This window comes from Streptomyces sp. NPDC051105 (genome assembly GCF_040682795.1).
In the GTDB taxonomy this organism is placed as follows: Bacteria; Actinomycetota; Actinomycetes; order Streptomycetales; family Streptomycetaceae; genus Streptomyces.
In genome coordinates this window covers 243295-267387 of sequence record NZ_JBFBBR010000009.1, presented here as the reverse complement: position 1 = coordinate 267387, position 24093 = coordinate 243295, and the positions used below count along the sequence as shown (strand labels likewise).

Annotated in this window: 18 protein-coding genes; 5 read left to right on the top strand and 13 right to left on the bottom strand. The window is 71.7% G+C overall.

Translation table 11 applies throughout. The annotated features are described in order from the left end of the window. Nucleotides 1-56: 56 nt before the first annotated feature. The 4 genes from AB0N16_RS23715 to AB0N16_RS23700 are packed head-to-tail and all read right to left on the bottom strand — an operon-like array spanning nt 57 to nt 6005. Nucleotides 57-1901, bottom strand: coding sequence for a biotin carboxylase N-terminal domain-containing protein (locus AB0N16_RS23715; protein WP_365799729.1), 1845 nt, complete (start codon nt 1899-1901; stop codon nt 57-59). Nucleotides 1902-1909: 8 nt separating this feature from the next. Continuing rightward, a complete protein-coding gene (locus AB0N16_RS23710; RefSeq protein ID WP_365799727.1) occupies nt 1910-3508 on the bottom strand; it encodes a carboxyl transferase domain-containing protein in 1599 nt (532 codons plus the stop codon). Next, nucleotides 3505-5214: an acyclic terpene utilization AtuA family protein gene (locus tag AB0N16_RS23705; RefSeq protein WP_365799725.1), complete on the bottom strand. Its 1710-nt coding sequence runs from the start codon at nt 5212-5214 to the stop codon at nt 3505-3507. Before AB0N16_RS23705 ends, AB0N16_RS23710 begins: the two co-directional genes overlap by 4 nt. After that, entirely contained in the window at nt 5211-6005 is a 795-nt protein-coding gene (locus AB0N16_RS23700) for a TIGR03084 family metal-binding protein (RefSeq protein ID WP_365799723.1), read from the bottom strand. Before AB0N16_RS23700 ends, AB0N16_RS23705 begins: the two co-directional genes overlap by 4 nt. Nucleotides 6006-6308: 303 nt before the next feature. Between AB0N16_RS23700 and AB0N16_RS23695 the strand changes: the two genes are divergently transcribed. Both AB0N16_RS23695 and AB0N16_RS23690 read left to right on the top strand, forming a co-directional pair. After that, complete coding sequence (locus tag AB0N16_RS23695) at nt 6309-7331, top strand: permease (RefSeq protein WP_365800015.1); 1023 nt, start codon at nt 6309-6311, stop codon at nt 7329-7331. Continuing rightward, a complete protein-coding gene (locus tag AB0N16_RS23690; protein ID WP_365799721.1) occupies nt 7328-8131 on the top strand; it encodes a TIGR03943 family protein in 804 nt (267 codons plus the stop codon). The genes AB0N16_RS23695 and AB0N16_RS23690 overlap by 4 nt, the downstream gene beginning before the upstream one ends. Here the strand turns inward: AB0N16_RS23690 and AB0N16_RS23685 are convergent. From AB0N16_RS23685 to AB0N16_RS23655, 7 genes are all read right to left on the bottom strand, one after another. Continuing rightward, on the bottom strand, nt 8101-9129 hold the full coding sequence (locus AB0N16_RS23685; RefSeq protein WP_365799719.1) for an EamA family transporter: 1029 nt from the start codon (nt 9127-9129) through the stop codon (nt 8101-8103). The genes AB0N16_RS23690 and AB0N16_RS23685 overlap by 31 nt on opposite strands. Before the next feature lie 202 nt (nt 9130-9331). Beyond that, nucleotides 9332-10228, bottom strand: coding sequence for a hypothetical protein (locus AB0N16_RS23680; protein ID WP_365799717.1), 897 nt, complete (start codon nt 10226-10228; stop codon nt 9332-9334). Nucleotides 10229-10403: 175 nt separating this feature from the next. Continuing rightward, the gene (locus AB0N16_RS23675; RefSeq protein ID WP_365799715.1) at nt 10404-12584 is read right to left on the bottom strand and encodes an ABC transporter ATP-binding protein; all 2181 of its coding nucleotides are present in this window, start codon (nt 12582-12584) and stop codon (nt 10404-10406) included. A 92-nt stretch (nt 12585-12676) separates the two neighbouring features. After that, nucleotides 12677-12805 carry a hypothetical protein gene (locus tag AB0N16_RS23670; protein ID WP_351711793.1) on the bottom strand — a complete coding sequence of 43 codons (129 nt, stop codon included), beginning with the start codon at nt 12803-12805 and terminating at the stop codon, nt 12677-12679. Nucleotides 12806-13055: 250 nt separating this feature from the next. Then, the gene (locus tag AB0N16_RS23665; protein ID WP_365799713.1) at nt 13056-14189 is read right to left on the bottom strand and encodes a peptidoglycan bridge formation glycyltransferase FemA/FemB family protein; all 1134 of its coding nucleotides are present in this window, start codon (nt 14187-14189) and stop codon (nt 13056-13058) included. 257 nt (nt 14190-14446) lie between these two features. Further along, nucleotides 14447-15229, bottom strand: a complete 783-nt coding sequence (locus AB0N16_RS23660) for a metallophosphoesterase family protein (RefSeq protein ID WP_365800013.1) — start codon at nt 15227-15229, stop codon at nt 14447-14449. 2 nt (nt 15230-15231) lie between these two features. Further along, complete coding sequence (locus AB0N16_RS23655; protein ID WP_365799711.1) at nt 15232-18210, bottom strand: FAD-binding and (Fe-S)-binding domain-containing protein; 2979 nt, start codon at nt 18208-18210, stop codon at nt 15232-15234. Nucleotides 18211-18496: 286 nt separating this feature from the next. On the opposite strand from AB0N16_RS23655, the gene serC reads away from it, so the two are divergent. Further along, nucleotides 18497-19615 (top strand): phosphoserine transaminase, encoded by a 1119-nt coding sequence (gene serC / locus AB0N16_RS23650; RefSeq protein ID WP_365799709.1) that lies wholly within the window; start codon nt 18497-18499, stop codon nt 19613-19615. Nucleotides 19616-19674: 59 nt separating this feature from the next. Here serC and AB0N16_RS23645 read toward each other — a convergent pair whose 3' ends face one another. Together AB0N16_RS23645 and AB0N16_RS23640 are read right to left on the bottom strand one after the other, a co-directional pair. Continuing rightward, complete coding sequence (locus AB0N16_RS23645) at nt 19675-21183, bottom strand: cellulase family glycosylhydrolase (RefSeq protein WP_365799707.1); 1509 nt, start codon at nt 21181-21183, stop codon at nt 19675-19677. Nucleotides 21184-21632: 449 nt separating this feature from the next. Next, nucleotides 21633-22628, bottom strand: a complete 996-nt coding sequence (locus AB0N16_RS23640; RefSeq protein ID WP_365799705.1) for a WD40 repeat domain-containing protein — start codon at nt 22626-22628, stop codon at nt 21633-21635. A gap of 105 nt (nt 22629-22733) precedes the next feature. On the opposite strand from AB0N16_RS23640, the gene AB0N16_RS23635 reads away from it, so the two are divergent. Beyond that, nucleotides 22734-23417 (top strand): SGNH/GDSL hydrolase family protein, encoded by a 684-nt coding sequence (locus AB0N16_RS23635; protein ID WP_365799703.1) that lies wholly within the window; start codon nt 22734-22736, stop codon nt 23415-23417. Nucleotides 23418-23504: 87 nt separating this feature from the next. Then, nucleotides 23505-24092: a Uma2 family endonuclease gene (locus tag AB0N16_RS23630; protein ID WP_365799701.1), complete on the top strand. Its 588-nt coding sequence runs from the start codon at nt 23505-23507 to the stop codon at nt 24090-24092. Nucleotide 24093 lies beyond the last annotated feature (1 nt).

Genomic DNA, 24093 nt, shown 5'->3' with positions numbered 1-24093 from the left:
GGTGGCTGGTCGCGCTCACGCGGCGGTAGCCGCACCTTCAGTACAGCCCCGCGCCCCTAAAGGGGCGCTTTCACCACTGCCAGGAGAGAGCCGGGCTCTACCTGCTGCCCCAGGACCACCTTCAGCTCGCTCAGCGTCCCCGTGACCGGGGCGGTGATCTGGTGCTGCATCTTCATGGCTTCGAGCCACATCAGTGGCTGCCCGGACTCCACCGCGGCACCTTCTGCCAACCCCTCAGCGATCCGGACCACCGTCCCCGGCATCGGCGCCAGCAGCGAACCGGGCGTCAGCTGGGCCTTCGGGTCGGGGAAGCGCGGGAGTGCGGTGAGGGCGGTGTTGTTGACATGGACCTGGTCGCCGTACGTCGACACCTCGAACCTTCGGCTCACGCCGTCCACTTCGAGTACGACCAGGCGCGCGCCCGCGTGCACGACCCGCACGCCGTCTGCTGTGAGGCCCTCGCGCGTGTGCCGGTAGTGGACCTCGTGCTCCTCGCCCGCCATCAGGTAGCGCTTGGTCTGCGGCTGGGAGGGGACGTTGCGCCAGCCGCCGAAGCGGGACCGGCCGTGGGCGTCGGCCAGGGCGGCCGCGAGGGGCGCGTACGATTCGGCGGCGGGCGCCGTGAGGGTGGTGAGGTGGCGGTCGTAGAAGCCGGTGTCCATGCGGGCCGCGGTGAACTCCTCGTGGCGCAGGGAGCGGACGAGGAGGTCGCGGTTGGTGGTGGGACCGTGCAGGGTGGTGTTGTCGAGTGCGTGCGCCAGCTTGCGCAGCGCTTCCGCGCGCGTGGGGGCGTGCGCGACCACTTTGGCGAGCATCGCGTCGTAGTGGACGCCGATCTCGTCGCCGTCGGTGTAGCCGGTGTCCAGGCGGACGCTGCCGGGGACGGTGAGGCGGTGCAGGGTGCCGGTCTGCGGGGCCCAGTCGTGGACGGGGTCCTCGGCGTAGAGGCGGGCCTCGATCGCGTGGCCGTGGGCGTGCGGGGCTTCGAGCGGGAGGGCGTGGCCCTCGGCGACGCGGATCTGTTCGGCGACCAGGTCGATGCCGAAGACGGCCTCGGTGACGGGGTGTTCCACCTGGAGGCGGGTGTTCATCTCCAGGAAGTGCGCCTTTCCGTCGGCGACGAGGAACTCGACGGTGCCCGCGCCGACGTAGGAGACGGCGCGCGCGGCGCGCACGGCCAGCGCGTACAACTCCTTCGTGAGCCCTTCGGGGAGCCCGGGCGCCGGCGCTTCCTCGATCACCTTCTGATGCCTGCGCTGGAGTGAGCAGTCGCGGGTGCCCAGCGGCCACACCGTGCCGTGCGCGTCGGCGAGGATCTGCACCTCCACATGGCGGCCGCGTTCGAGGTAGGGCTCGACGAAGACCTCGCCGTCGCCGAAGGCGCTCGCGGCCTCGGCGCGCGCGCCCTCCAGCGCGGCGGCCAGCTCCTCGAGGCGGCGCACGATGCGCATCCCGCGCCCCCCGCCGCCCGCGGCCGCCTTCACCAGCACCGGCAGGTCGGACTCGGTGACCTCGCCGAGCGGCGCGATCCCCATCAGCTCCTTGGCGCGCGTCTTGGACGCCATCGCCTCGATCGCCTCCGGGGGCGGCCCGATCCAGATCAGGCCGGCGTCGAGGACGGCGCGGGCGAAGTCGGCGTTCTCGGAGAGGAAGCCGTACCCCGGGTGCACGGCGTCCGCGCCGGCGCTCACGGCGGCTTTCACCACCAGGTCGCCGCGCAGGTAGGTGTCCGCGGGCGTGGCGCCCGGCAGTCGTACCGCGGTGTCGGCCACGCGCGTGTGGAGCGCGTTCTCGTCGGCGTCCGAGTGCACGGCGACGGTCCGGATTCCCAGGTCGGCGCAGGTGCCGAAGACCCGGCAGGCGATCTCGCCGCGGTTGGCGACCAGCAGAGTCGAAATCATGTGATCCCTCACATCCGGAAGACGCCGAAGCCGCCCCGCGCGCCCTCGTAGGGGGCGGTGTGGATGGCGGACAGGCACAGGCCGAGAACGGTGCGGGTGTCGCGCGGGTCGATGACGCCGTCGTCGTACAGCCGCCCGGACAGGAACATCGGCAGCGACTCGGACTCGATCTGCTGCTCGACCATGGCGCGCAGGGCGGCGTCGCCGTCCTCGTCGTACGGCTGTCCCTTCGCGGCGGCCGACTGGCGGGCGACGATCGAGAGCACGCCGGCGAGCTGCTGCGGACCCATGACGGCGGACTTGGCGCTGGGCCAGGCGAACAGGAAACGGGGGTCGTAGGCGCGCCCGCACATGCCGTAGTGGCCGGCGCCGTAGGAGGCGCCCATGAGGACGGAGATGTGCGGTACGCGGCTGTTGCTGACCGCGTTGATCATCATCGCGCCGTGCTTGATGATGCCGCCCTGCTCGTACTCCTTGCCGACCATGTAGCCGGTGGTGTTGTGCAGGAAGAGGAGCGGGATGTCGCGCTGGTTGGCGAGCTGGATGAACTGGGCCGCCTTCTGCGACTCCGCGGAGAACAGGACGCCCTGGGCGTTCGCGAGCACCCCCACGGGATAGCCGTGCAGGGTGGCCCAGCCCGTGGTCAGACTGGTCCCGTACAGCGGCTTGAACTCGTCGAAGTCGGAGGCGTCGACGAGCCGGGCGATCACCTCGCGCGGGTCGAAGGGGACCTTGAGGTCGCCGGGGACGATGCCCAGGAGTTCGTCGGCTGCGTACTTGGGGGGCTCGGCCGGGCCCGGATCCTGGTGCGCCTTGCGGTGGTTGAGGCGGGCGACCACGCGGCGTGCCTGGCGCAGGGCGTCCGGTTCGTCGACGGCGAAGTAGTCGGCGAGCCCCGACACGCGCGCGTGCATCTCCGCGCCGCCGAGCGACTCGTCGTCGCTCTCCTCGCCGGTGGCCATCTTCACCAGGGGCGGTCCGCCGAGGAAGACCTTCGCGCGCTCCTTGACCATGATCACGTGGTCGGACATGCCGGGGATGTAGGCGCCGCCGGCGGTGGAGTTGCCGAAGACGACCGCGATGGTGGGGATGCCGGCGGCCGAGAGCCGGGTGAGGTCCCGGAAGATGGCGCCTCCGGGGATGAAGATCTCCTTCTGGGAGGGCAGATCGGCACCTCCCGACTCGACCAGGCTGATGCAGGGCAGCCGGTTGGCGAGGGCGATGTCGTTGGCACGCAGGGCCTTCTTCAGCGACCAGGGGTTGCTGGCGCCGCCGCGCACGGTGGGGTCGTTGGCGGTGATCAGGCACTCCACGCCTTCGACGACGCCGATCCCGGTGACGAGCGAGGCGCCGACGGTGTAGTCGCTGCCCCAGGCCGCCAGCGGCGACAGCTCCAGGAAGGGGGTGTCGGGGTCGAGGAGGAGCTCGATGCGCTCGCGGGCGAGGAGTTTGCCGCGCCCCCGGTGCCGTGCGACGTACTTCTCGCCGCCGCCCGCGAGGGCCTTGGCGTGCTCGGCCTCCAGGTCGGCGAGCTTGGCGAGCATGGTGTCGCGGTTCGCCCGGTAGCCGGGGTCGCGGGTGTCGAGCGTGGTCTCGATGACCGTCACAGCAGGGCCTCCGGAATGTCCAGGTGCCGGGAGCGAAGCCATTCGCCGAGGGCCTTGGCCTGGGGGTCGAAACGGTGTTGGGCGGCCACACCCCGGCCGAGGATGCCTTCGACGGTGAAGTTGACGGCGCGGAGGTTGGGCAGGAGGTGCCGGGTGACGGTCAGCTCGCGGCTCTCGGGTATGAGCTGCCGGAAGGCGTCGACGGTCAGGGTGTGCGCGAGCCAGCGCCAGGCCTCGTCCGAGCGCACCCAGACGCCGACGTTGGCGTTCCCGCCCTTGTCGCCGCTGCGGGCCCCCGCCACCAGACCGAGAGGCGCCCGCCGGGTGGGACCGGCCGGAAGCGGCTCGGGCAGCGGCGGTTCGGGCAGCTCCTGGAGTACGAGGGTGTCCTGGGCGGGCGGCACAGGGATCCGTCGCCCGTCGTGGAGGACGGCCCTATGGGGCACCTCGCCCTGGGGGACGTACACATCCTCGAAGACCCCATAGGGCGCGCCCTTCCCAGGTGGCGCGAGCACATGGAAGCCGGGATAGCTGGCGAGCGCCAGTTCCACGGCGGCTCCGCTCAGCGCCCGCCCGACGGCCTCCTGGTCCCGGTCCCGTACGACGAGCCGCAACAGCGCGCTGGCCGTCTCCTCGGTGTCCGCGTCGGCCCGGTCGGTGCGCACCAGCTCCCACCGCGCCTCCTGCGGGGGCGACTTGGCGAGGGCGTCGGCCATCTGCTCACGTACCAGTGCCGCCTTGGCCTCGATGTCGAGTCCGGTGAGGACGAAGACGACCTCGTTGCGGAAGCCGCCCAGCCGGTTGCGGCCGACCTTGAGGGTCGGGGGCGGTGCCTCGCCCCGGACGCCCTCGATCCGCACCCGGTCCGGGCCGTCCTGGCTCAGCCGTACGGTGTCGAGGCGGGCGGTGACGTCGGGGCCCGCGTACCGGGCACCGCCGGTCTCGTACAGGAGCTGGGCGGTCACCGTGCCGACGTCGACGAAGCCGCCGGTGCCGGGGTGCTTGGTGATGACGCAGCCGCCGTCCTCGTGGAGTTCGGCGAGCGGGAAGCCGGGGCGACGGACGTCGCGGCCGGCCCCCGCCTCGGCTCCGGCTCCGGCTCCGGCTCCGGCGAAGAAGGCGTAGTTGCCGCCGGTGGCCTGGGTTCCGCACTCCAGGACGTGTCCGGCGACGACGGCGCCCGCGAGCCGGTCGTACTCCCCCGGCTGCCAGCCGAAGTGGGCGGCGGCGGGTCCGGTGACGAGGGCGGCGTCGGTGACCCTGCCGGTGACCACGATGTCGGCGCCGGCCCGCAGGCACTCGGCGATCCCGAAGCCGCCGAGGTAGGCGTGGGCGGCGAGGCTGCCGGGGTGGGCGGCGGTGAGGTCGTCGCCCTCCACATGTGCGACGCGTACGGGGATGCCGAGCCGGTCGGCCAGCGTCCGTACCGCGTCGGCGAGTCCGGCCGGGTTGAGGCCGCCGGCGTTGGTGACGATCCGTACACCGCGTTCGTGGGCGAGTCCCAGGCAGTCCTCCAGCTGGCGGAGGAAGGTGCGGGCGTATCCGGCGCCGGGGTCCTTCAGCCGGTCGCGGCCCAGGATGAGCATGGTCAGCTCGGCGAGGTAGTCGCCGGTGAGGACGTCGAGTTCGCCGCCGGTGAGCATCTCGCGCAGCGCGTCGAAACGGTCGCCGTAGAAGCCGGAGGCGTTGCCTATCCGCAGGGTCACGCGGCGCCGCCCTTCGGGGTGCGGCCGGTGCCGGGCGGCCCCGCGAAGGCCTGGGCGATGTCGAGCCAGCGGTCGGCGTCGGGGCCGACGGCCGTCAGGGCGAGATCGGCTCGGTGGGCTCGCTGGGTGACCAGGAGACAGAAGTCCAGGGCGGGGCCGGTGACGCGGTCGTCGGCGTCCTCGGGACCGTACGTCCACAGCTCGCCGGAGGGGGCGGTCAGTTCGACGCGGAACTCCTCGAAGGGCACGGGCTGTCCGTGCACCCCGAAGGCGAAGTCGCGGGTGCGGACGCCGAGGCGGGCGATGTGCCGGAGCCGGTCGGTGGGGGCGCGGGTCACGCCCAGCGCGTCGGCGATGTCCAGGCCGTGCGCCCAGGTCTCCATCAGCCGGGCGGTGGCCATGGAGGCGACCGACATAGGGGGGCCGTACCAGGGGAAACGAGCCCGCGCGGGCGCCGCGCGCAGCGCCTGATCCAGGGCCTCGCGCCCGGCCCGCCAGTCCGCGAGCAACTGGGCGGGAGGCTTGGCCGCGCCTTCCTCGGCCCCGTTGTCCACGAAGTCCCCGGGCAGGGCCAGCGCCTTCTCGACCTCGCGGGCGAAGGCGTCCTGATCGGTCACGGCCAGCAGCGAGGAGTGGTCGGTCCAGGCGAGGTGGGCGATCTGGTGGGCGACGGTCCAGCGGGGCGCGGGGGTGGCGAGAGCCCACTGCTCGGCTCCCAACTCGGCTACCAGCCGGTCGAGTTCCGCACTCTCCTCACACAGGTCGTCGATGACGGGCGTCGGATCGGACATGGGGAGGAGCATGGCAGTGGCCCGATAAACAATCAAGCGCGCTTGCATGAATTTGCGATCCGCGCCCCGGACCGGAAGCCTCCCCTGGGGCGTCTCCGGGGCGGCTCCGGGGTAGGCGTGGCCCTCCCTGAGGTATTCGTGGCCATTCCTGGGCCATTCCTGGGCCATTCCTTGGGACGACCCGTCGCGGCACCGGCGCCCCTATGCCCTATGTTCGATGCGAACATCCGGCGATGAAGTGATGTGTGGGGCGTGCGGGGCGTGCGGAGGACAGATGAACTCGCCGTGGGGGCGAAGGCGACGATCGTCGTAGAGCCCACGGCAAGCGGTCGTACGACTGCCGAGGAGGTCGCGGACACACCCTCGCGTGAACTCCCCCGTTACTGGCCCCTCCTCCTCGTGGCCGCCGCCGTCCTGCCCGGTACCGCCCTCTTCCTCGTGGGCCAGGGCATCAGCAAGGCCGCGCTGCAGGCCTGGCAGACGGTGTGTCTCGCCGTGATCGTGCAGGCGACGCCGTTCCTGCTGCTCGGCACGGCGCTGTCGGGGGCGATCAACGCGTTCGTGCCGGAGCGGGTGTTCACCCGGCTGCTGCCCAAGCGGCCCGCGCTCGCCGTGCCGGTCGCCGGGGTCGCCGGGGTCGTGCTGCCGGGCTGCGAGTGCGCGTCGGTGCCGGTGGCGAACAGCCTGATCGGGCGCGGGGTCACCCCGGCCGCCGCCTTCGCGTTCCTGCTCTCCGCGCCCGCCGTCAACCCGGTCGTGCTCACCGCCACCGCCATCGCCTTCCCCGGCACCCCCCTCATGGTGCTGGCCCGGCTGCTCGCGTCGCTGGTGACCGCGGCCGTGATGGGCTGGCTGTGGCTCTGGCTGGGCCGCGAGGAGTGGCTGCGGCCCGCCGTACGGCACACCGGGCACCAGCCGGGGCACAACCGCTGGACGGAGTTCCGGCGCGGCTTCCAGCACGACTTCCTCCAGGCCGGCGGTTTCCTGGTGGTCGGCGCCATGGCCGCGGCCACCTTCAACGTGGCGGTACCGCGCTCGGTGCTCGACACCTTCTCCGGTTCACCCTGGCTGTCGGTGCTGTTCCTGGCCGCGCTGGCGATCATCCTCGCGGTGTGTTCGGAGGCGGACGCGTTCGTGGCGTCGTCGCTCACGGGCTTCTCGCCCACCGCCCGGCTGGCGTTCATGGTGGTCGGCCCCATGGTGGACCTCAAGTTGATCGCGTTGCAGGCCGGCACGTTCGGCCGGGCCTTCGCGGCCCGTTTCTCGGCCGCCACGACGGTCGTCGCGATCCTGTGCAGTGTGCTGGTCGGAGGGGTGCTGCTGTGAGACGTCCGCTTCAGGTGACCCTGCTGGTCCTCAGCGGCCTCGGCCTGCTGCACGCCTCCCTCTTCACCGACGTGTGCCTGCGCTACGTCAAGCCCGGGATGCGCCCGCTGCTGATCGTGTCCGGGTTCGTGCTGCTGGTACTGGGCATCGCGGAGGCGGCGACGCGGGAGGGGAGGACGGGGGGCACGGAGGCCGAAAAGGTCAAGGAGGCCGAGGGGCACGGGAGGCATGGCGCCCACGCACACAGCGACGGACCACATGGTGCCGGACACCACGGTCACGACCACTCCGCCGTCCCCCGGGTCGCCTGGCTGCTCCTGCTCCCGGCTCTGAGCCTGCTCTTCTACGCCCCGCCGGCGCTCGGTGCCTACACCGCGTCCCGGCAGCCCGCCAAGGTCGTGGCGGAGCAGGACGACTTCGACGCGCTGCCCAGGACCTCACCGCTGCCCATCACCCTCACCGACTTCACCACCCGCGTGCAGCAGGACCGCACGCTGGCCATCAAAGGGCGGACCGTGGAGATGAGCGGGCTGGTCACGCCCGTTCCGGGGGGCGGGAGCTGGGATCTGACCCGGATCATCATCTCGTGCTGCGCGGCCGACGCGCAGTCCGTGAAGGTGCGGATCTACGGCAGCAGCGTCCCGCCCGCCGACACCTGGGTGTCGGTCACGGGCAACTGGCATCCCGGCGGCAAGCTGGGCACGAAGTCGGCGCCGGTGGCGGTGGACGCCCAGACCGTGAAGAAGATCCAGCGGCCGTCCAACGGCTATCAGGACGCGCTGCCCTTCCCCGCCCCCTGAAGACCGGCCACCGCCTCCGGGCCCGCCGCCTCAAGGCCCGCCGCCTCCGGGCCGGCCGCCGCCCGTCGGCCGCGCCCCACCTGGGTGCGGACCGCGCCGATGCTGGCCGCGATGACGAGGGCGATGGCGGCCGCCTGGGTGGCCGTCAGCGCCTGGTCGAGGATGAGGAAGCCGGCGGTGGCGGCGATGGCCGGCTCCAGGCTCATGAGGACGGCGAAGGTGTGCGCGGGAAGGCGGCGCAGGGCCAGCAGTTCGAGCGTGTAGGGCAGCACGGAGGAGAGCACCGCGACCGACGAGCCGAGGGCCACGGTGGTCGGATCGAGGAGTCGGCTGCCGGCCTCGGCGATGCCCAGCGGCAGGAAGAGCAGGGCCGCGACCGCCATGGCCAGGGCGAGGCCGTCGGCCTGCGGGAAACGGCGGCCGGTACGGGCGCTGAAGATTATGTAGGCGGCCCACATGGCACCGGCCCCCAGGGCGAAGGCGACACCGGTGGGGTCGAGATCGCTGAAGCCTCCGCCGCCGAGGAGGAAGACGCCGGCCAGGGCGAGTCCGGCCCACACGGCGTTGACAGCGCGCCGGGAGGCCAGCACGGACAGGGCCAGCGGGCCCAGCACTTCGAGGGTGACGGCGGGACCCAGCGGGATGCGGTCGACCGCCTCGTAGAAGAGGCCGTTCATCGCGCCCATGGCGGCGCCGAAGACGATCACCGTGCCCCAGTCGGTACGGGAGTGGCCGCGCAGCCGGGGCCGGCAGACCACGAGCAGCACGACGGCGGCCGCGAGGAGCCGCAACGTCACCACGCCGAGCGCACCGGCCCTGGGCATCAGGGTGACCGCGAGGGCGCCGCCGAACTGCACGGAGATCCCGCCGGCCAGCACCAGGCCGACGGGACCGAGCGCGCCGAACCGGTGCGCGGCGCCCGCGACGGCGGGCTCGGACACGGCGGCGGACGTGGGTGTCGGCGTGGTGGTCGGCTGTGAGGTGCTGGGCGTGGTCACGGGCGGTCCAGGGGATTCGCTGTTCATTGCGGTGCACTGCTCAGTCCAGGGTAATGGACTTGAACAGGCGCGTGAACCCCTTATGGAACTGTCCTGACCACCGAGCGGCCACGCCCCCGCCCTGCCGCAGGTCACGGCCCACGAGGTCCGGCGACGGACCGCCCGGTCCCTTTCCCGCCGGACCCCCGGAGACCGCCGAGGGCTACTTCACGTCGACGTAGTCACCGGTCGCCGTCGAGGCGCCGGTGGTGGCGTTGGTCGCGAACGAGAAACGGAAGTACCCGTCGGCCGTGGCCTTGGTCGTGGTCTTGAGGGCGCCGCCGGTGCCGGCGGTGATGGTCTTGAGGGTGGTGTAGGTGGTGCTGCTCTTCTTGCGGTACTGCAGCTGCACCTTCTGCGCCGCGTAGCCGGAGTACTTGCCGGTGTTCCAGTCGGCGCGCGTCAGCTTGCCGGTGACGGTGATGGTCTTGCCCTTCTTCACCGGCTCCGGCGTGGCGTTGACGGTCAGCGTGGAAGCCTTCTTGATCTTGCCGGTGCCGACGTTGTCGTCGAAGCTGGCGCTCGCGGAGAGGTCGTAGCCGCCGAGGGCGAGCTTCCAGGTGCCGGCGACACCGTTGTTCTTCATGTCGGTGGCCGCGTGGATGTTGAAGACGGCCTTGCAGCTGTAGACGCCGGTCTGGGTGGTCGACTCGGTGCAGACGGGGTCGTCGTCGGTGCCCAGGGCGCCGGTGATGGTGTCCACGCTGGAGGGGTCGGTGCCCTGCCAGAGGAAGGCCTCGGTGACCGCGACGCCGCTGGAGCTGGTGGCGGTGTAGGTCGCGGTGACGGACTTGTTCGTGGTGGTGCCGAGGACGATGTCCTTGCCGCCGTTGACGACGCCCTTCGAGAAGGAGATGCTCCCGATTCCGTCCTTCGGCCGGACGGTCTGCGCGGAGTTCGTGCCGTGCCCGGTGTGCGCGGCAGGCGCGGAGTTCGCGAAGAAGGAGCTGAGCTCCGCCTTCGCGCTCGGGCTCGACGCCGCCTGGGCGGCCACCGGGACAGCGAGCGTGGACAGTGCGACCGCACCGGACAGGACGGTGGCCGCGACGCGTATACGCATGTGAATCCCCCTGGGATCGCGAGGGGCCCGGCGGGTCGCCCCCGGCCGAGCCCATTGGCGTACGCAGCCTACGGACAGCGTGGAGAATTCTTGAAGATCCCTTGTGCAATAGGTGTGTAACAAGGCTGATGTGACGGGCACTCACCAGAGTCGCGTCCCGTCCGGGAGGGGCGGTTCAGATGCCCGGCCAGGGCTCCTCGTCGCGGAACAGGGGCCGGCCGTCGGGGAGGGTGGTGGGCACGTCGGCCCCGTAGTCGGCCTGCATGTGGGCCTCGTACACGGGCTGCGGCCACAGCCCGGCGGCCGCGTACACGTTGTAGTCGTACATGTTCCCGAACGGCTGCTGATAGGCGTACCCACCGTCCCCGCTGCCCTGCGCCGCCGCGTAGGAGGCCTGGGGCACACCCGCCCCCACGGGCCGCCCCGCCGCTGGAACGGCGCCGCCCTGTTCCACGAACAGCGGCAGTCGCAGTTCGCCGGTGTCCATCACCGCGTTGTTCTGGGAGCGGTGCAGCCGGGAGTAGGCGCCGCCGCGGGCGAGGAGTTCGTCGTGGCGGCCGGTCTCGACGATGCGGCCGCGGTCGACGACGAGGATGCGGTCGGCGTCGGGGGCGAGGTTGAGGTCGTGGGTGATCATGATGGTCGTACGGCCGGTCATCAGGCGCCGCAGCGGCTTGACGACGCGGCGCGCGGCCATCGCGTCCAGGCCGGTGGTCGGCTCGTCGAGGACGAGGACGGGCGCGTCGCGCAGGATCGCCCGGGCGATGGCCAGGCGCTGGAGCTGGCCGCCGGAGAGCCGGGCCGAGTTGGGGTCGACCTTGGTGTCGTAGCCGTCGGGGAGCCGGACGATGAAGTCGTGCGCGTCGGCGGCCCTGGCGGCCTCCTCGATGGCCTGCTCGCTGGCTCCGGGGCGGCCGCAGGCGATGTTGGCGCGGACGGTGTCGTGCAGGACGAGGGTCTCCTGCGGGAGCAGGGTGATGTACTCGCGCAGCCTGGCGAGGGGGAAGTCGCGGATCGGGACGCCGTCGAGGAGGATCTCGCCGCTGTCGGGGTCGTAGAAGCGGAGCAGCATCTTGGAGACGGTGGACTTGCCGGCGCCGCTGGGCCCGGTGATGATCACGAGTTCGCCGGGGCTGACCGTGAAGGAGAGGCCCTCCAGGGCGGTCTTGTCGGCGCCGGGGTAGCGGAAGCCGACGTCGCGGAATTCGACGGTGCCGTCGGGGCGGCCGGTGTCGGTGCCGGTGCCGCGGCGGGGGTCGGTGACCGACGGCCGCACGTCGAGGATCTCGATCAGCCGTTCCGCGCCGGCCGTGGCGGCGGTGACGGTGAGGCCGAGCTGGGCGAGGCCGCGCACGGGCGGGTAGAGGTAGCCGAGGAAGGCGGAGAAGGCGAGGAGCTGGCCGAGGGTCATCCGGCCGGTGGAGATCTCCCAGGCGCCGATGCCGATCACAGCGAGGACGCAGATCGTCTCGATGACCTGGACGAGCTGCTCGTAGGCCTCGTTGAGGCGGGTGGAGCGGACGGAGGCGCGGAACCAGGCGCTCGCCTCCTCGTTCAGGCGGCGGCGCTCGGCGTCGCGGCGGTCGTACGCCTGGGTCAGCACGATGTTGCCGAGGGACTCCTCGACCACGGAGGTGATCGCGCCGTCGGCGACCCGGCCCTCCCTGGACACGTCCTTGATGGAGCCGGAGAAACGGCGGGCGGCCAGCCAGAACAGCGGGGCGAGGACGAAGGTGGCGGCGGCCAGGTCCCAGCGCAGCCAGAACGCGGCGGCCGCGTAGAACAGGGCGCTGAACAGGGCCGATGCGGCGCCGACGAGCCCGGACACCACCATGGTCTCGATGGCCTCGACGTCGCTGGTCAGGCGGGAGAGCAGGTCGCCCTGGCGGTGGCGCTGGAAGAAGTGCGGGGGCAGCTGCTGGACGTGGTCGAAGACGTGCTCGCGCAGCCGCATGACGAAGCGTTCGGTGACCCAGGCGGCGATGGAGTTGCCGGCGTACGCGACGATCGCGCCGACGATCGCGATGCCCAGCCACTGTCCGGCCGGGCTCCAGAAGGCGCTGAGCGAACCCTTCTGCAGGGCGTGGTCGGTGAGGTCGCTGAAGAGCAGGATGGCCTCGGTCTCGGCGAGGGCGGCGATCACCGTGCACACCCAGACGATCACCAGCCAGCCGCGCAGGCCCCGGGTCAGCGGCCAGAAGCGGCGGAAGGCCGTGCGGGCCGGGATGACGGGCGTGTACTCGTCGTCCTCGTCGTACTCGTCGTACTCGTTCTCGTCGTACCCGCCTTCGCCCTCGTATTTCGAGGCGCCGGTTTCGTACTCGTATTCCGTGCCTTCACTCTCCTTTGCGCGCATTCTCACTACCTCCGCTCTCCGACGCTGGAATTACGGGAATTCAGGAGCGAAAAAGGACCGACGGCGAACCGTCGGTCCTCTCTACGGCTGACTCAGTTGTCCTGGCCGGGGATCGGCTTCGGAAGCGGCTTGTGGGCCTTCTTCTTCGGCTTCGGCGGGGGCGGCGGGGGCAGCTGCTTCTTGGGCTTGGGGGGCAGCGGGGCGAGCTTCTTGAGGCTCATTCCGACTCCTTGAGAGTTCGAGGTGCAAGTGGTGCAGGATGGAGCGAGAATTCTCTTGGGCAACGTACGGGGATTTCGGATCGTCATCCTCGGCAATCCCCGCCGCCCGACACCGATGAACTTACACGGCCCAGATCTCAAGGAACAGCAAAGTCGGCTTGCGAACGGCAAACAGCTGCTGTGAATACCTGGGTAACAGCTGTATAACGACCCCGAACCTGAGAGTTCTCTTATGAACCTGAGAGCCGGCTTATGAAGTGCGGCGGGCCATGTACACGTCGAACGCCTTGTGAAGCAGCTTGTTGAGCGGAAAGTCCCACTCGCCCAGGTATTCGACGGCCTCCCCGCCGGTGCCGACCTTGAAACGGAGCAGCCCCAGGAGGTGGTCGGACTCCTCCAGGGTGTCGGTGATGCCCCGGAAGTCGTATACGGAGGCGCCGAGTTCGTGGGCGTCGCACATCATCCGCCACTGGATGGCGTTGTTGGGCTGGACCTCGCGCCTGCGGCTGGTGGAGGCGCCGTAGGAGTACCAGACGTGCCGGCCCACGGTGAGCATGGTCGCGGCGGCGAGGACCTCACCCTCGTGGTGGGCGAGGTAAAGACGCATGCGGTCGGGGTGTTCGGCGGTGAGGGCGGTCCACATGCGCCGGAAGTAGGAGAGCGGGCGCGCGATGAAGCGGTCGCGCTCGGCGGTCTCGGCGTAGAGCGTGTAGAAGGCGGGCAGGTCCTCGTAGCCGCCCCGGACCACCTTGACCCCCGCCTTCTCGGCCTTCTTCACATTGCGCCGCCACTGCTGGTTGAGCCCGCGCTGGATGTCCTCCAACGGCCGCCCGGCGAACGGCACCTGGAACACGTACCGGGGCTGCCCGGCCGCGAACCCCTCCTCCCCGCCGGCCTCCGCCTGCCGCCACCCCATCCGGCGCAGCTGGTCGCCGAGTTCGAGGGCGCGGGGGTCCTCCGAGGTCGCCTCGGCGTCCCGCAGCCGACGGGCGGCGGGGTCGGCGATCGCCTCCTTCACCGCCTCCGCGCTCCACCGTCGTACGACGACCGGCGGCCCCATCTTCACCGTGAAGGCCCCGCGCCCCTTCAGGTACGCCAGCAGCGGATCGAGCCAGCGCTCCGGCGCCGGGTCGTGCCAGTCGATGACGGGCCCCTCGGGCAGATAGGCGAGATACCGCCTCACCTTGGGCAACGCCCGCAACAACACCAGCCCGGCCCCGACCGTCCGCCCCTCCCCGTCGAACCAGCCCAGGCTCTCCGCCCGCCAGTCGGGCTTCACGTCACCCCAGGACGGCACCTGCATATGGCTGACGGACGGCCGGGAATCCACGAAGGCGAGGTGTTCGGCACGGGTGATCGTCCGAAGGTGAAGGGCTGCTGTCATCGGCGGAACACTCCTCGGACTGCGAAACCGGTCATTCCGTCAAGGACAACAGACGCACCCCGGGCGGTGGCTTTCCCCGCGCCGCCCGGGGACGCGTGTCGCGGAATCCCGCACCGCCGCTCCGTCACGAACGGCCCGGCCGCGCCCGCCGCCCGGCCGCGCCCGCCCGCCCGCACCGGCACGAACGGCCCGGCCGCCCCGGCCCCGCCCGCCCGCTCCGGCACGAACGGCCCGGCCCTCCCCGGCCGCGCCCGCCGCTACGGAGCCCCGGTGGCCGCCGCCCGCCCGTCACCCGGCCCGAACACCGCTAGCGCCTCCGTGTCGGTCACCCGGGAGTTGAGGTAGCAGTCCGCCCACTCCGCGATGTCCGGGTACGCGCACTCGGCGCGCAACCGGGCCACCGCCGCCGGGATGTCGTACGACGTCACACGCAGGTCGGTCCCGGGACCCAGGAGGCACCAGTGGGCGCCCGGACGGCCGTAGGGCATGCCCACGCTGCCGGGGTTGACGACCAGGCGGCCGTGGGCGAGGCGGGTGTACGGCATGTGAGTGTGGCCGCAGACGACTGTGGTGACGGCGGGGTCGATGCCGGTGAACACCTCCGCCCAGCGGTCCGGCGAGGAGTCGACCAGGACGATCTCCTCGTCGTCACGGGGCGTCGCGTGACAGAACAGGACCCGGCCCAGGCCTCGAATCGTGAGGGTGGCCGTCCTGGGGAGCGCGGCGAGGAAGTCGACCTGTTCGGTGGTGAGCGCGTCCGCCGCGAATGGGCCGATCGGGTCCGGGATTCCGGTGCGTTCGCCCCTGCGGTACTCCACCAGCTCCCGGTCCGCGTTTCCCGACACCCACACCACCCGGTCGCCCAGCTCGCGCAACGCCTCGATCACTTGGCCCGGTTGCGGGCCCGCCGTGATGTCGCCGGTGAGGACGATGCGGTCGGCCGCGCACACGTCCGGCTCCGCGAGGACCGCCTCCAGCGCCGGCAACACCCCGTGGATGTCGGAGAGCACCGCCACCCGGTTCACCTCGACCTCGCACACAGTCACTTCTCGTCCCCCTTCTCGTCCCACTTCTCCTCCCACTTCTCCTCCCCTTCCGGTTCCAGCCCCTCGGCCAGCACCTCCGCCAGATGCCGCCCCCGCACCCCCGCCAGCTGTTCCAGCTGGGTGCGGCAGGAGAAGCCGTCCGCCAGGATCACCGTGCCTTCCGGTGCCTCGGCCACCGCCGGCAGCAGCTGCTCCTCCGCGCACGCCCTCGACACCTCGAAGTGGCCTTTCTCGAAGCCGAAGTTGCCTGCCAGGCCGCAGCAGCCGCCGACCAGGTCGCCGGTGAGGGCGGCGGCCTCGCGGAGACGGCGGTCGGCGGTGTCGCCCAGGACCGCGTGCTGGTGGCAGTGGGTCTGGCCGGTGATGCGGCGGTTCAGGCGGGGCGGGGTCCAGCCGGGGGCCAGGCGTTCCAGGGCCTCCGCGAAGGTGACCACCGCCCCCGCCAGACGGGCCGCGCGCGGGTCGTCCGGGAGGAGTTCCGGCAGGTCCGCGCGGAGGGCCGCCGCGCAGCTGGGTTCCAGGACCACGAAGAGGGGCGGGTCCTCCACGTCCGCCGGTTCCGGCAGCACGTAAGGGCCCAGGAGGTCGAGCGTGCGCCGCAACACCGTGCGCGCCTCGTCCAGTTGGCCCGTCGAGAGGTACGTCAACCCGCAGCACGCGCGGGAGGCCCGGCGGGGCCGGCGAGCGGACATACCGACGCTCTCCACCTCGCCGTCGGCCGACCGCCGCACCCGCCACGGGCGCGCCGGGAGCTCCGCCACACCCACCCCCGCCGCCTCCAGCACCCGCACGGCCGCCCGGCCCACGGACGGTGACAGGTGCTCCGTGAACGTGTCCGGCCAGAGGAAGACCGTCCGCGCCGGGAAGTCCGGCCGGCGTCCCGCCCGCGCGTCCGCCATCCAGCCCCGCAGGCGCCCGCGCCGCCGTCGCCGCAGCCACCGGCTGAACGGCTCCCTCGCCAGGCGCGGGATCGGCCGCTCCGGTGCGATACCGCCGACGCGTTTGGCCAGCGCCGCCAGCGGGCGTACGGCGGCGAGCGCGTTGACCAGCCCCGCCGTGCGCGTGCGGGACACCAGGCGCAGCCAGCGCGGCAGCCGGCCCATGCTGTAGTGCGACGAAGGACGGCGGCGGCCCGCGTAGTGGTGGTGCAGGAACTCCGCCTTGTACGTGGCCATGTCCACCCCCACCGGGCAGTCCGACCGGCAGCCCTTGCAGGACAGACACAGGTCCAGCGCGTCCCGGACCTCCGTCGACCGCCAGCCGTCCGTCACCAGTTCGCCCGCCAGCATCTCGTGCAGCAGCCGGGCCCGGCCGCGCGTCGAGTGCTCCTCCTCGCCGGTCGCCCGGAAGGACGGGCACATCACGGACGCGCCGGACACCTCGGTCGTACGGCACTTCGCGACGCCCACGCAGCGGCGGACCGCCGCGGAGAAGTCGCCGTTGTCGGAGGGGTAGGCGAAGGCCACCGGCAGCGGCTCGCGTGGGAGGACGGCGAAGCGGAGGTTGGTGTCCAGGGGGGCGGGCCTGACCAGCATGCCGGGGTTGAGGAGGTCGTCGGGGTCCCAGATCCCCTTCGCCCTCTCGAACAGCGCCACCATCTCCGCGCCGTACATCCTGGGCAGCAGCTCCGCCCTCGCCTGGCCGTCCCCGTGCTCCCCGGAGAGCGAGCCGCCGTGGGCGACGACGAGGTCGGCCAGCTCCTCCGAGAAGCGCCGGAAGCGGGCCACGCCGGCCGCGCCGAGCAGGTCGAAGTCGATGCGGACGTGGATGCAGCCGTCGCCGAAGTGGCCGTACGGGGTGCCCCGCAGGCCGTGGTCGGACAGCAGGCCTCTGAAGTCCCGCAGGTAGCCGCCCAGTCGGGCCGGCGGTACCGCGCAGTCCTCCCAACCGGGCCAGGCCTCGCTGCCGTCCGGCATCCGGGTCGCCGTACCGGAGGCGTCCTCGCGGATGCGCCAGAGCGCGCGCTGCCCGGCCGGGTCGGTGACGACCAGCCCGTCGAGGGCGTCCGCCGCGCGGACGACCGCCTCCGCACGCGCGCGTGCCTGCGCGGCCGACTCCCCACCCGTCTCCACGAACAGCCAGGCACCGCCGCGCGGCAGTCCGGCCGGGGACCGCACCACGTCGGCGGCCATGCCCTCGACCGTCAGCGGGGCGGCGGCCAGCAGCCCGGCCGCCGCCTCCGCGGCCGCGCTCTCGTCGGCGTACCCGAGCACGGCAAGCGCACGCGCGCGGGGTGACTCGACGAGGCGGACGGTCGCCTCCGTGAGGATCCCCAGCGTGCCCTCGCTGCCGCAGAAGGCGCGGGCCACGTCGGCGCCCCGCTCGGGAAGCAGCGCGTCCAGGGCGTACCCGGAGATACGGCGGGGCAGGTCGGGGAAACCGGTGCGCAGGCGGGCCAGCTCCCCGGCCACCAGCTCGCGCAGGCCCTCCGGTGCCCCGGCCCAGTCCTGCCCCGGCCGCAGCCGCCCGCCCCGCGCGGTGAGCACGTCCAGTTCCAGGACGCTGTCCGCCGTGGTGCCCCAGGCCACGCTGTGCGCGCCGCACGAGTTGTTGCCGATCATTCCGCCGAGCGTGCAGCGGCTGTGCGTGGAGGGGTCCGGGCCGAACCGCAGACCGTGCGGGGCGGCGGCCTCCTGGAGCCGGTCCAGGACCAGACCCGGCTGGACGACGGCCGTCCGGGTGACCGGGTCCAGCTCGACCAGATGGTTCATGTGGCGGGTGAAGTCCAGCACCACGCCGGTGCCCGTGGCCTGCCCCGCGATCGACGTGCCCCCGCCCCGGGCGACCACCGGCACCCCGTGGGTGCGGCACACCTCCAGTACGGCCGCCACGTCGGCCGCGTCCCGGGGGGCGACCACCCCCGACGGGACCCGCCGGTAGTTGGACGCGTCCATGGTGACCAGAGCCCGCGACGTGACGTCGAACCCCACCTCGCCCCGGACGGCCCCGCGCAGCTCAGCCTCCAGATCGACCATGCCTCCCAGTCTGCCCGCCGGCACCGGCGGTGACGCGGGACGACGGCCGCGGAGCCGCCTCGGACGGCCGCCACTTGACGGCGCCGGGACAGGAACCGGGACAGGAACCGGGGACAGGAACCGGACGTCACCCGCCCGCCTCACGCCCGCGCACCCGCCCGCCTCACGCCCCCGCACCCGCCCGCCTCACGCCCGTGCACCCGCCCGCCTCACGCCCGTGCACCCGCCCGTCTCACCCGACGGACTACATTTCGACCACGTTTCCTCCAACGACTACGCTCGCCCCGTGGCTGACATCCAGATCCCCGCTGACATCAAGCCCGCCGACGGACGCTTCGGCGCGGGCCCCTCCAAGGTGCGGACGGAGGCGCTGGACGCGCTCGCCGCCACCGGTACCTCTCTCATGGGCACCTCCCACCGCCAGGCCCCGGTGAAGAACCTGGTCGGCCAGGTCCGCGAGGGCATCAGCTCCCTGTTCTCCCTCCCGGACGGCTACGAGGTCGTCCTCGGCAACGGCGGATCCACCGCCTTCTGGGACGTCGCCACCCACGGTCTGATCGACGGCAAGTCGCAGCACCTGAACTTCGGCGAGTTCTCGTCCAAGTTCGCCAAGGCCGCGGGGCTCGCCCCCTGGCTGGCCGAACCCACCGTCATCGCCTCCGACCCGGGCACCCACCCGGAGCCGCGGGCCGAGGCCGGCGTGGACGTCTACGCCTTCACGCACAACGAGACCTCGACCGGTGTCGCCATGCCGATCAAGCGGGTCGCCGGAGCCGACGAGGGCGCGCTCGTGCTCGTCGACGCCACCTCCGGCGCGGGCGGCCTCCCCGTCGACGTCAGCGAGACCGACGTCTACTACTTCGCCCCGCAGAAGTCCTTCGCCTCCGACGGCGGCCTGTGGATCGGCGTCTTCTCCCCGGCCGCGATCGAGCGCGCCGAACGCATCCACGCGTCCGGCCGCCATGTGCCGGAGTTCTTCAGCCTCCCCACGGCGATCGACAACTCCCGCAAGAACCAGACGTACAACACCCCGGCCCTCGCCACCCTCTTCCTGCTCAACCAGCAGCTGGAGTGGCTGAACGGCCAGGGCGGCCTCGCCTTCTCCACCGGCCGTACGAAGGACTCCTCGACCCGCCTCTACAGCTGGGCCGAGGAGAGCAAGTACGCCACCCCGTTCGTCGCCGACCCGGCCCAGCGCTCGCAGGTCATCGGCACGATCGACTTCGCCGACGAGATCGACGCGGCCGCCGTCGCCAAGGTGCTGCGCGCCAACGGCATCGTGGACACCGAGCCCTACCGCAAGCTCGGCCGCAACCAGCTCCGTGTCGCGATGTTCCCGGCGATCGACCCGGCCGACGTCGAGGCGCTGACGAAGTGCGTCGACTACGTGATCGAGAAGCTCTGATCACTTCCGTACGACGGTGAGGGGCGCCCGGTGCCCGGACAGGCACCGGGCGCCCTTTCTCATCCGGCCGTACAGGCCACGCTCGGCACGGCCCCGCCGCCCGGCGCACCGCCGAAACCGAAGCTCGCCGAACCGCCCACCGGGACCGTCCCGTTGTGCGCGGCGTTCACGGCGGTGACCTTCCCGCCGCTCTGGGTGTACGACGCGTTCCACATGTTCGTCACCTGCTGCGTGCCGCTCCACGTCCAGGTCACGGTCCAGGAACCGAGCGGGGTGGTACCGGTGTTGGTGACGGTGACGGCGGCGTTGAAGCCGCTCCCCCAGTCGCTGCTGACGGCGTAGGAGGCGGCACAGCCGGCCGTCGTACCCCCGCCACCCCCGCTCCCGCCCCCGCCGCCCGGGAACAACGGCGCCTTCACGCTCGCCAGATAGCCGTCCTTCACCGTGTCCACGGTCACCCAGTCGTCCTTCAGGATCCCGCCGGTGTCACCGGAGTCGGGGTTCCAGGACCAGAAGGTCCACTGGAAGGAGTCCGCGCCGTACGTCGCGGTCGGCCGCAGGTAACTCACCAGCGCGGCCAGCCACTTCTGGTCCACGGTCGAGGCGAGCGTCGTACCGAACTCGCCCACCCACACCGGCGCGATGTTCTGCTTGAAGAGGTAGCCCCAGTACTTGTCCCAGATCCCGGGCATGTTGGCGGGGAACGTGGGATCGCTGAACCAGCTCTGCTGGGCCACGCTGGTGGCGTAGTCGTGGGCGGAGTACACCACCCGGCCGGCGACGCTCAGCTGCACCGGGTACTGCCCGGCCCCCATCAGGTTGCCGCCCCACCATCCGGAGACGCCGTTGTAGGTCTGCACGCCCTCGACGAAGATCAGCAGGGCGGGGTTGACGGACAGCACGGCGTTCCCGGCGCGCTGGGCGGCGAGCCGCCAGTCGATCGTGGTGTCCCCGCAGCCCCAGCAGGCGGGATCGTGGGGCTCGTTGTGGAGGTCGATGCCGACGACGGTGGGATCGGCCGCGTAACGCGCCGCCAGGGCCTTCAGGTCGGTGATCCAGGTCGACTCGGGGACCGAGGACGTGTACCAGAGCGCCGACTGGCCGCCGGCGTCCGGGCGGTGCCGGTCCAGGATGACCTTGAGGCCGTCCTGCCCCGCGTAGGCCACGATCCGGTCCATGACCTGGAGCGAGTTGAGCCCCTGGAGGTCGGCGTTCTTGCCGTTGCTGAAGTCGATGCTGTTGGGGACGGTCGTGCTCTTGAAGATGTCGTCGCTGTAGGGCAGCCGGATGGTGTTGTAGCCCAGCGACCTCATCTGGTCGATCATGCTCTTGTAGTCGCGTGACCAGAGGCCGTGCACCACGTAGTTGGCGGTCTCGAACCCGAACCAGTTGATCCCGGCGATCCGGACCGGCTGCCCGGCCGCGTCCAGGATCTGCCGGCCGCTGGTGTGCCAGTAGCCGGCCCCGGGGGTGGTCGCCGCGTGCGCGGAGTGCACACCGGCGAGGGGAAGGAGGAGCGCGGCGGCGGCAGCACAGAGCGCTCTTCGCAGCGTGCGTAAGCGGAACATGTGCCTGTTCCTCTCGGAGTTCCACTGGGGAAGCGCGGCCCCGGAACAGGGTGGGAGCGCTCCCATGCACCGCGCACCTCCCAGGAAACTGACACACCGTCATCACGTCAAGACGTACGACGCCCCTCCTCGATCCTCCTCGGCCGATCCTCCTCGGCCGGTCCTCCTCGGCCGGTCCCCCTCGGCCGGTCCCCCTCGGCCCGTGCCGCTCAGGGCGCGGGGGTGCCGACCGTGGCGGTGACGGCGTTGACCACGCCGGTGGCCGTGCCGCCGGTGCCGAAGAGGTCAGGCCCAGGGCAGCCGTGGCAGGCGGACCTCCCCGGCCAGGCGCGGGCGTTGCGGCCCCCGTCCCGCCGGACGCTTCCCCGCGTGCACGGGCCGCCCCCGCCGCCCCGCCGGAGACCCCGGCCGACCCGCCGGGGACCCGGAAGGGTGACGTGGGTGAGGGCTCAGTGCCGACGGGTGGGTGTGCCCCGCAGCCGGCGCAGTCCGAAGAGGGCGAGCACGACGACGCCGACGGCGATGGCGCCGACCTTGACCTTGCCGCTCGCGGCACTGCCGCTGTCCCCGGCGGCGGCCGAACTCCCGCTGCCGGACGGCGACGTGCCGGCCGTCCCGCCCGGCACGTCCTCGGCCTGCACCGGGCTGTCGGAGCCCTCGCTGCCGTACATCAGCCTGGTCCCGTCGGCTGAGTAGCTGACCGACTCGCCCTGCTTCTGCAGGGGCACGTCGAGCCGCCCCTCGCGCTTGATCTTCCCGCCGTTCCAGTCGTAGTAGATGCCGCCGAGGTAGCCGCGTACGGCGAGCTGCTTGCCGTCGGGCGAGAAGGCGGCGTCGGTGGCCCAGAGGTCGACGGCGGCGACGGGCTTGAAGATGTTGGTGCCGGAGGAGGACAGGGTCGCCGGGCCCTCGTAGAGGTGCCCGCCGTCCTCCTTCTTGTCGATGATGTACACGCGCCCGGTCTTGGGGTGGACGATCAGCGACTCGGCGTTCCGGGCGCCGTTCGCGTACTTGACGATGTACTGCGTCGCCCTGATCGTCTGGTTCTCCAGGACCTTCGGCTCGGGCAGCCGGTAGATCCACACGTACGGCCAGCTGCCGTCGAGGTTGTCGCCGATGTCCCCGACGTAGATCTGGTTGTCGGGCCCGATGGAGATGGCCTCGACGTCACGGGGCCTGCCGATGCCACTGAGCGTGACCGTGGCGACGGTCTTCCCGGTCGCGCTGTCGACGGCGTAGATGTAGGGGCCGTCGTCGCTGTCGTTGTGGGTCCAGTAGATGCCGGGGTGCAGGTGGGAGGCGGCGAGACCGCTGGACTCGGTGATGCGCGGGTCCGTGATCGTGAACCCCTTGTCACCGGTGCCGTCGGCGGCGGAGGCGGGTGCGGCGGCGAGGGCCCCGGTGAGCAGGACCCCGGCGAGAAGGGCGAACGATCGTCGGCGCATGGGCCCAAGCCTGCCATCCCGCGCTGTGTTTCACGGCCCGGGGCCTCTGGGTGACGTGGCGGTCCTCACACCCCACCGCTCCCCCTGATCGTCCATCATGAGCGGATGCTCAGGTTCATGCCCGTCGGGGACTCGATGACCATCGGCAGCACGGGCGAACACACCTGGCGGTACCGCATGTGGCAGCACCTGTGCGCGACCTACGGCGGCCCGTTCACGCTGGTCGGCCCGCGCGAGACGCTGTACGACAAGCTCGCCGACGCGCCCGTGTCGTACACCTACGCCGACCCCGACTTCCCGCGCGCCCACCTGGCCGGCTGGGGCGAGGGCTGGCTGCACATGGCACCGCTGATCGGGGAGGCGGTGCGGTCCTGCCGCGCCGACGTCCTCCTCGTCTCCCTCGGCCTGATCGACCTGGGCTTCTACACCAACGCGGAGCAGACGGCGGCGAACGCACGGTCCTTCGTGGCGGCCGCGCGGGAGGCCAACCCGCGTATCCGCATGGTGGTGCTGCCGGTGATCCCGAACATCCGGGCCACGTCGGACCCGCAGTTCGCGGAACAGGTGAACCTCTTCAACGAATTGCTGGCGAAGGCGGTCGCCGACCTGGACGAGCCCCGCTCCCCGCTGCTGCTGGCCTCGCCCCCGCCGTCGTACGACATCGACACGGACACCTACGACGGCACCCACCCCAACGCGAACGGCGAACACCGCATCGCCGAGGCGTTCGCGGAGGCGATGTGGCAGGGCTGGGACCTGGGCGAGGAGTACGCGGCCGGAACGGGCTGACCGGATTCCGCCGTTGCCCGGTCACCGTGCGTATCGTTGAACCGCGCGGCCGCACTCGCACGAAGGCGGCCGGGGAGGAGCGCCAGGATGACCGTCCTCGAAGACAGGATCGCGATGGCCCAGAGCGACGACGAGATCACGCTCGACGAGCTGTTCGAGCGGATCGAGAAGATGCCCGCCCCCGAGGGTTACAAGGTCGAGATCGTCGAGGGGATCGTCTTCATGGCACCGCAGCGGGACACCCACTGGGAGATCATCGCGGATATCTACGAGCAGTTGCGGACCAAGTACCCCCGGAAGCGGGTCAAGTCCGACGTCCGTGTCGACTACCCGGGGCATCTGAACGGGTTCGCGTCCGACGTGACGGTGATGGCCGAGGAGGCGGTGAAGAACGGGAAGGGGCTCTGGCGTTACCAGGACGTCGAGTTCGTCGCCGAGGTCATCTCGCGGGGCACCGCGGCCAACGACTACGGCCTGAAGAAGACCGCCTACGCCCAGGCCGAGGTCCCCGTCTACCTGATCGCCGACCCCTACCAGCGCCGCTGCCACATCTACACCAACCCCAAGGGCGACGACTACGCGACCGAGACCAAGGTCGACTTCGGCGACGAGGCGGACCTCACGGCCACCGTCGTCGGCCTCACCCTGAAGACCGACGAGTTTCCCACCGACTAGC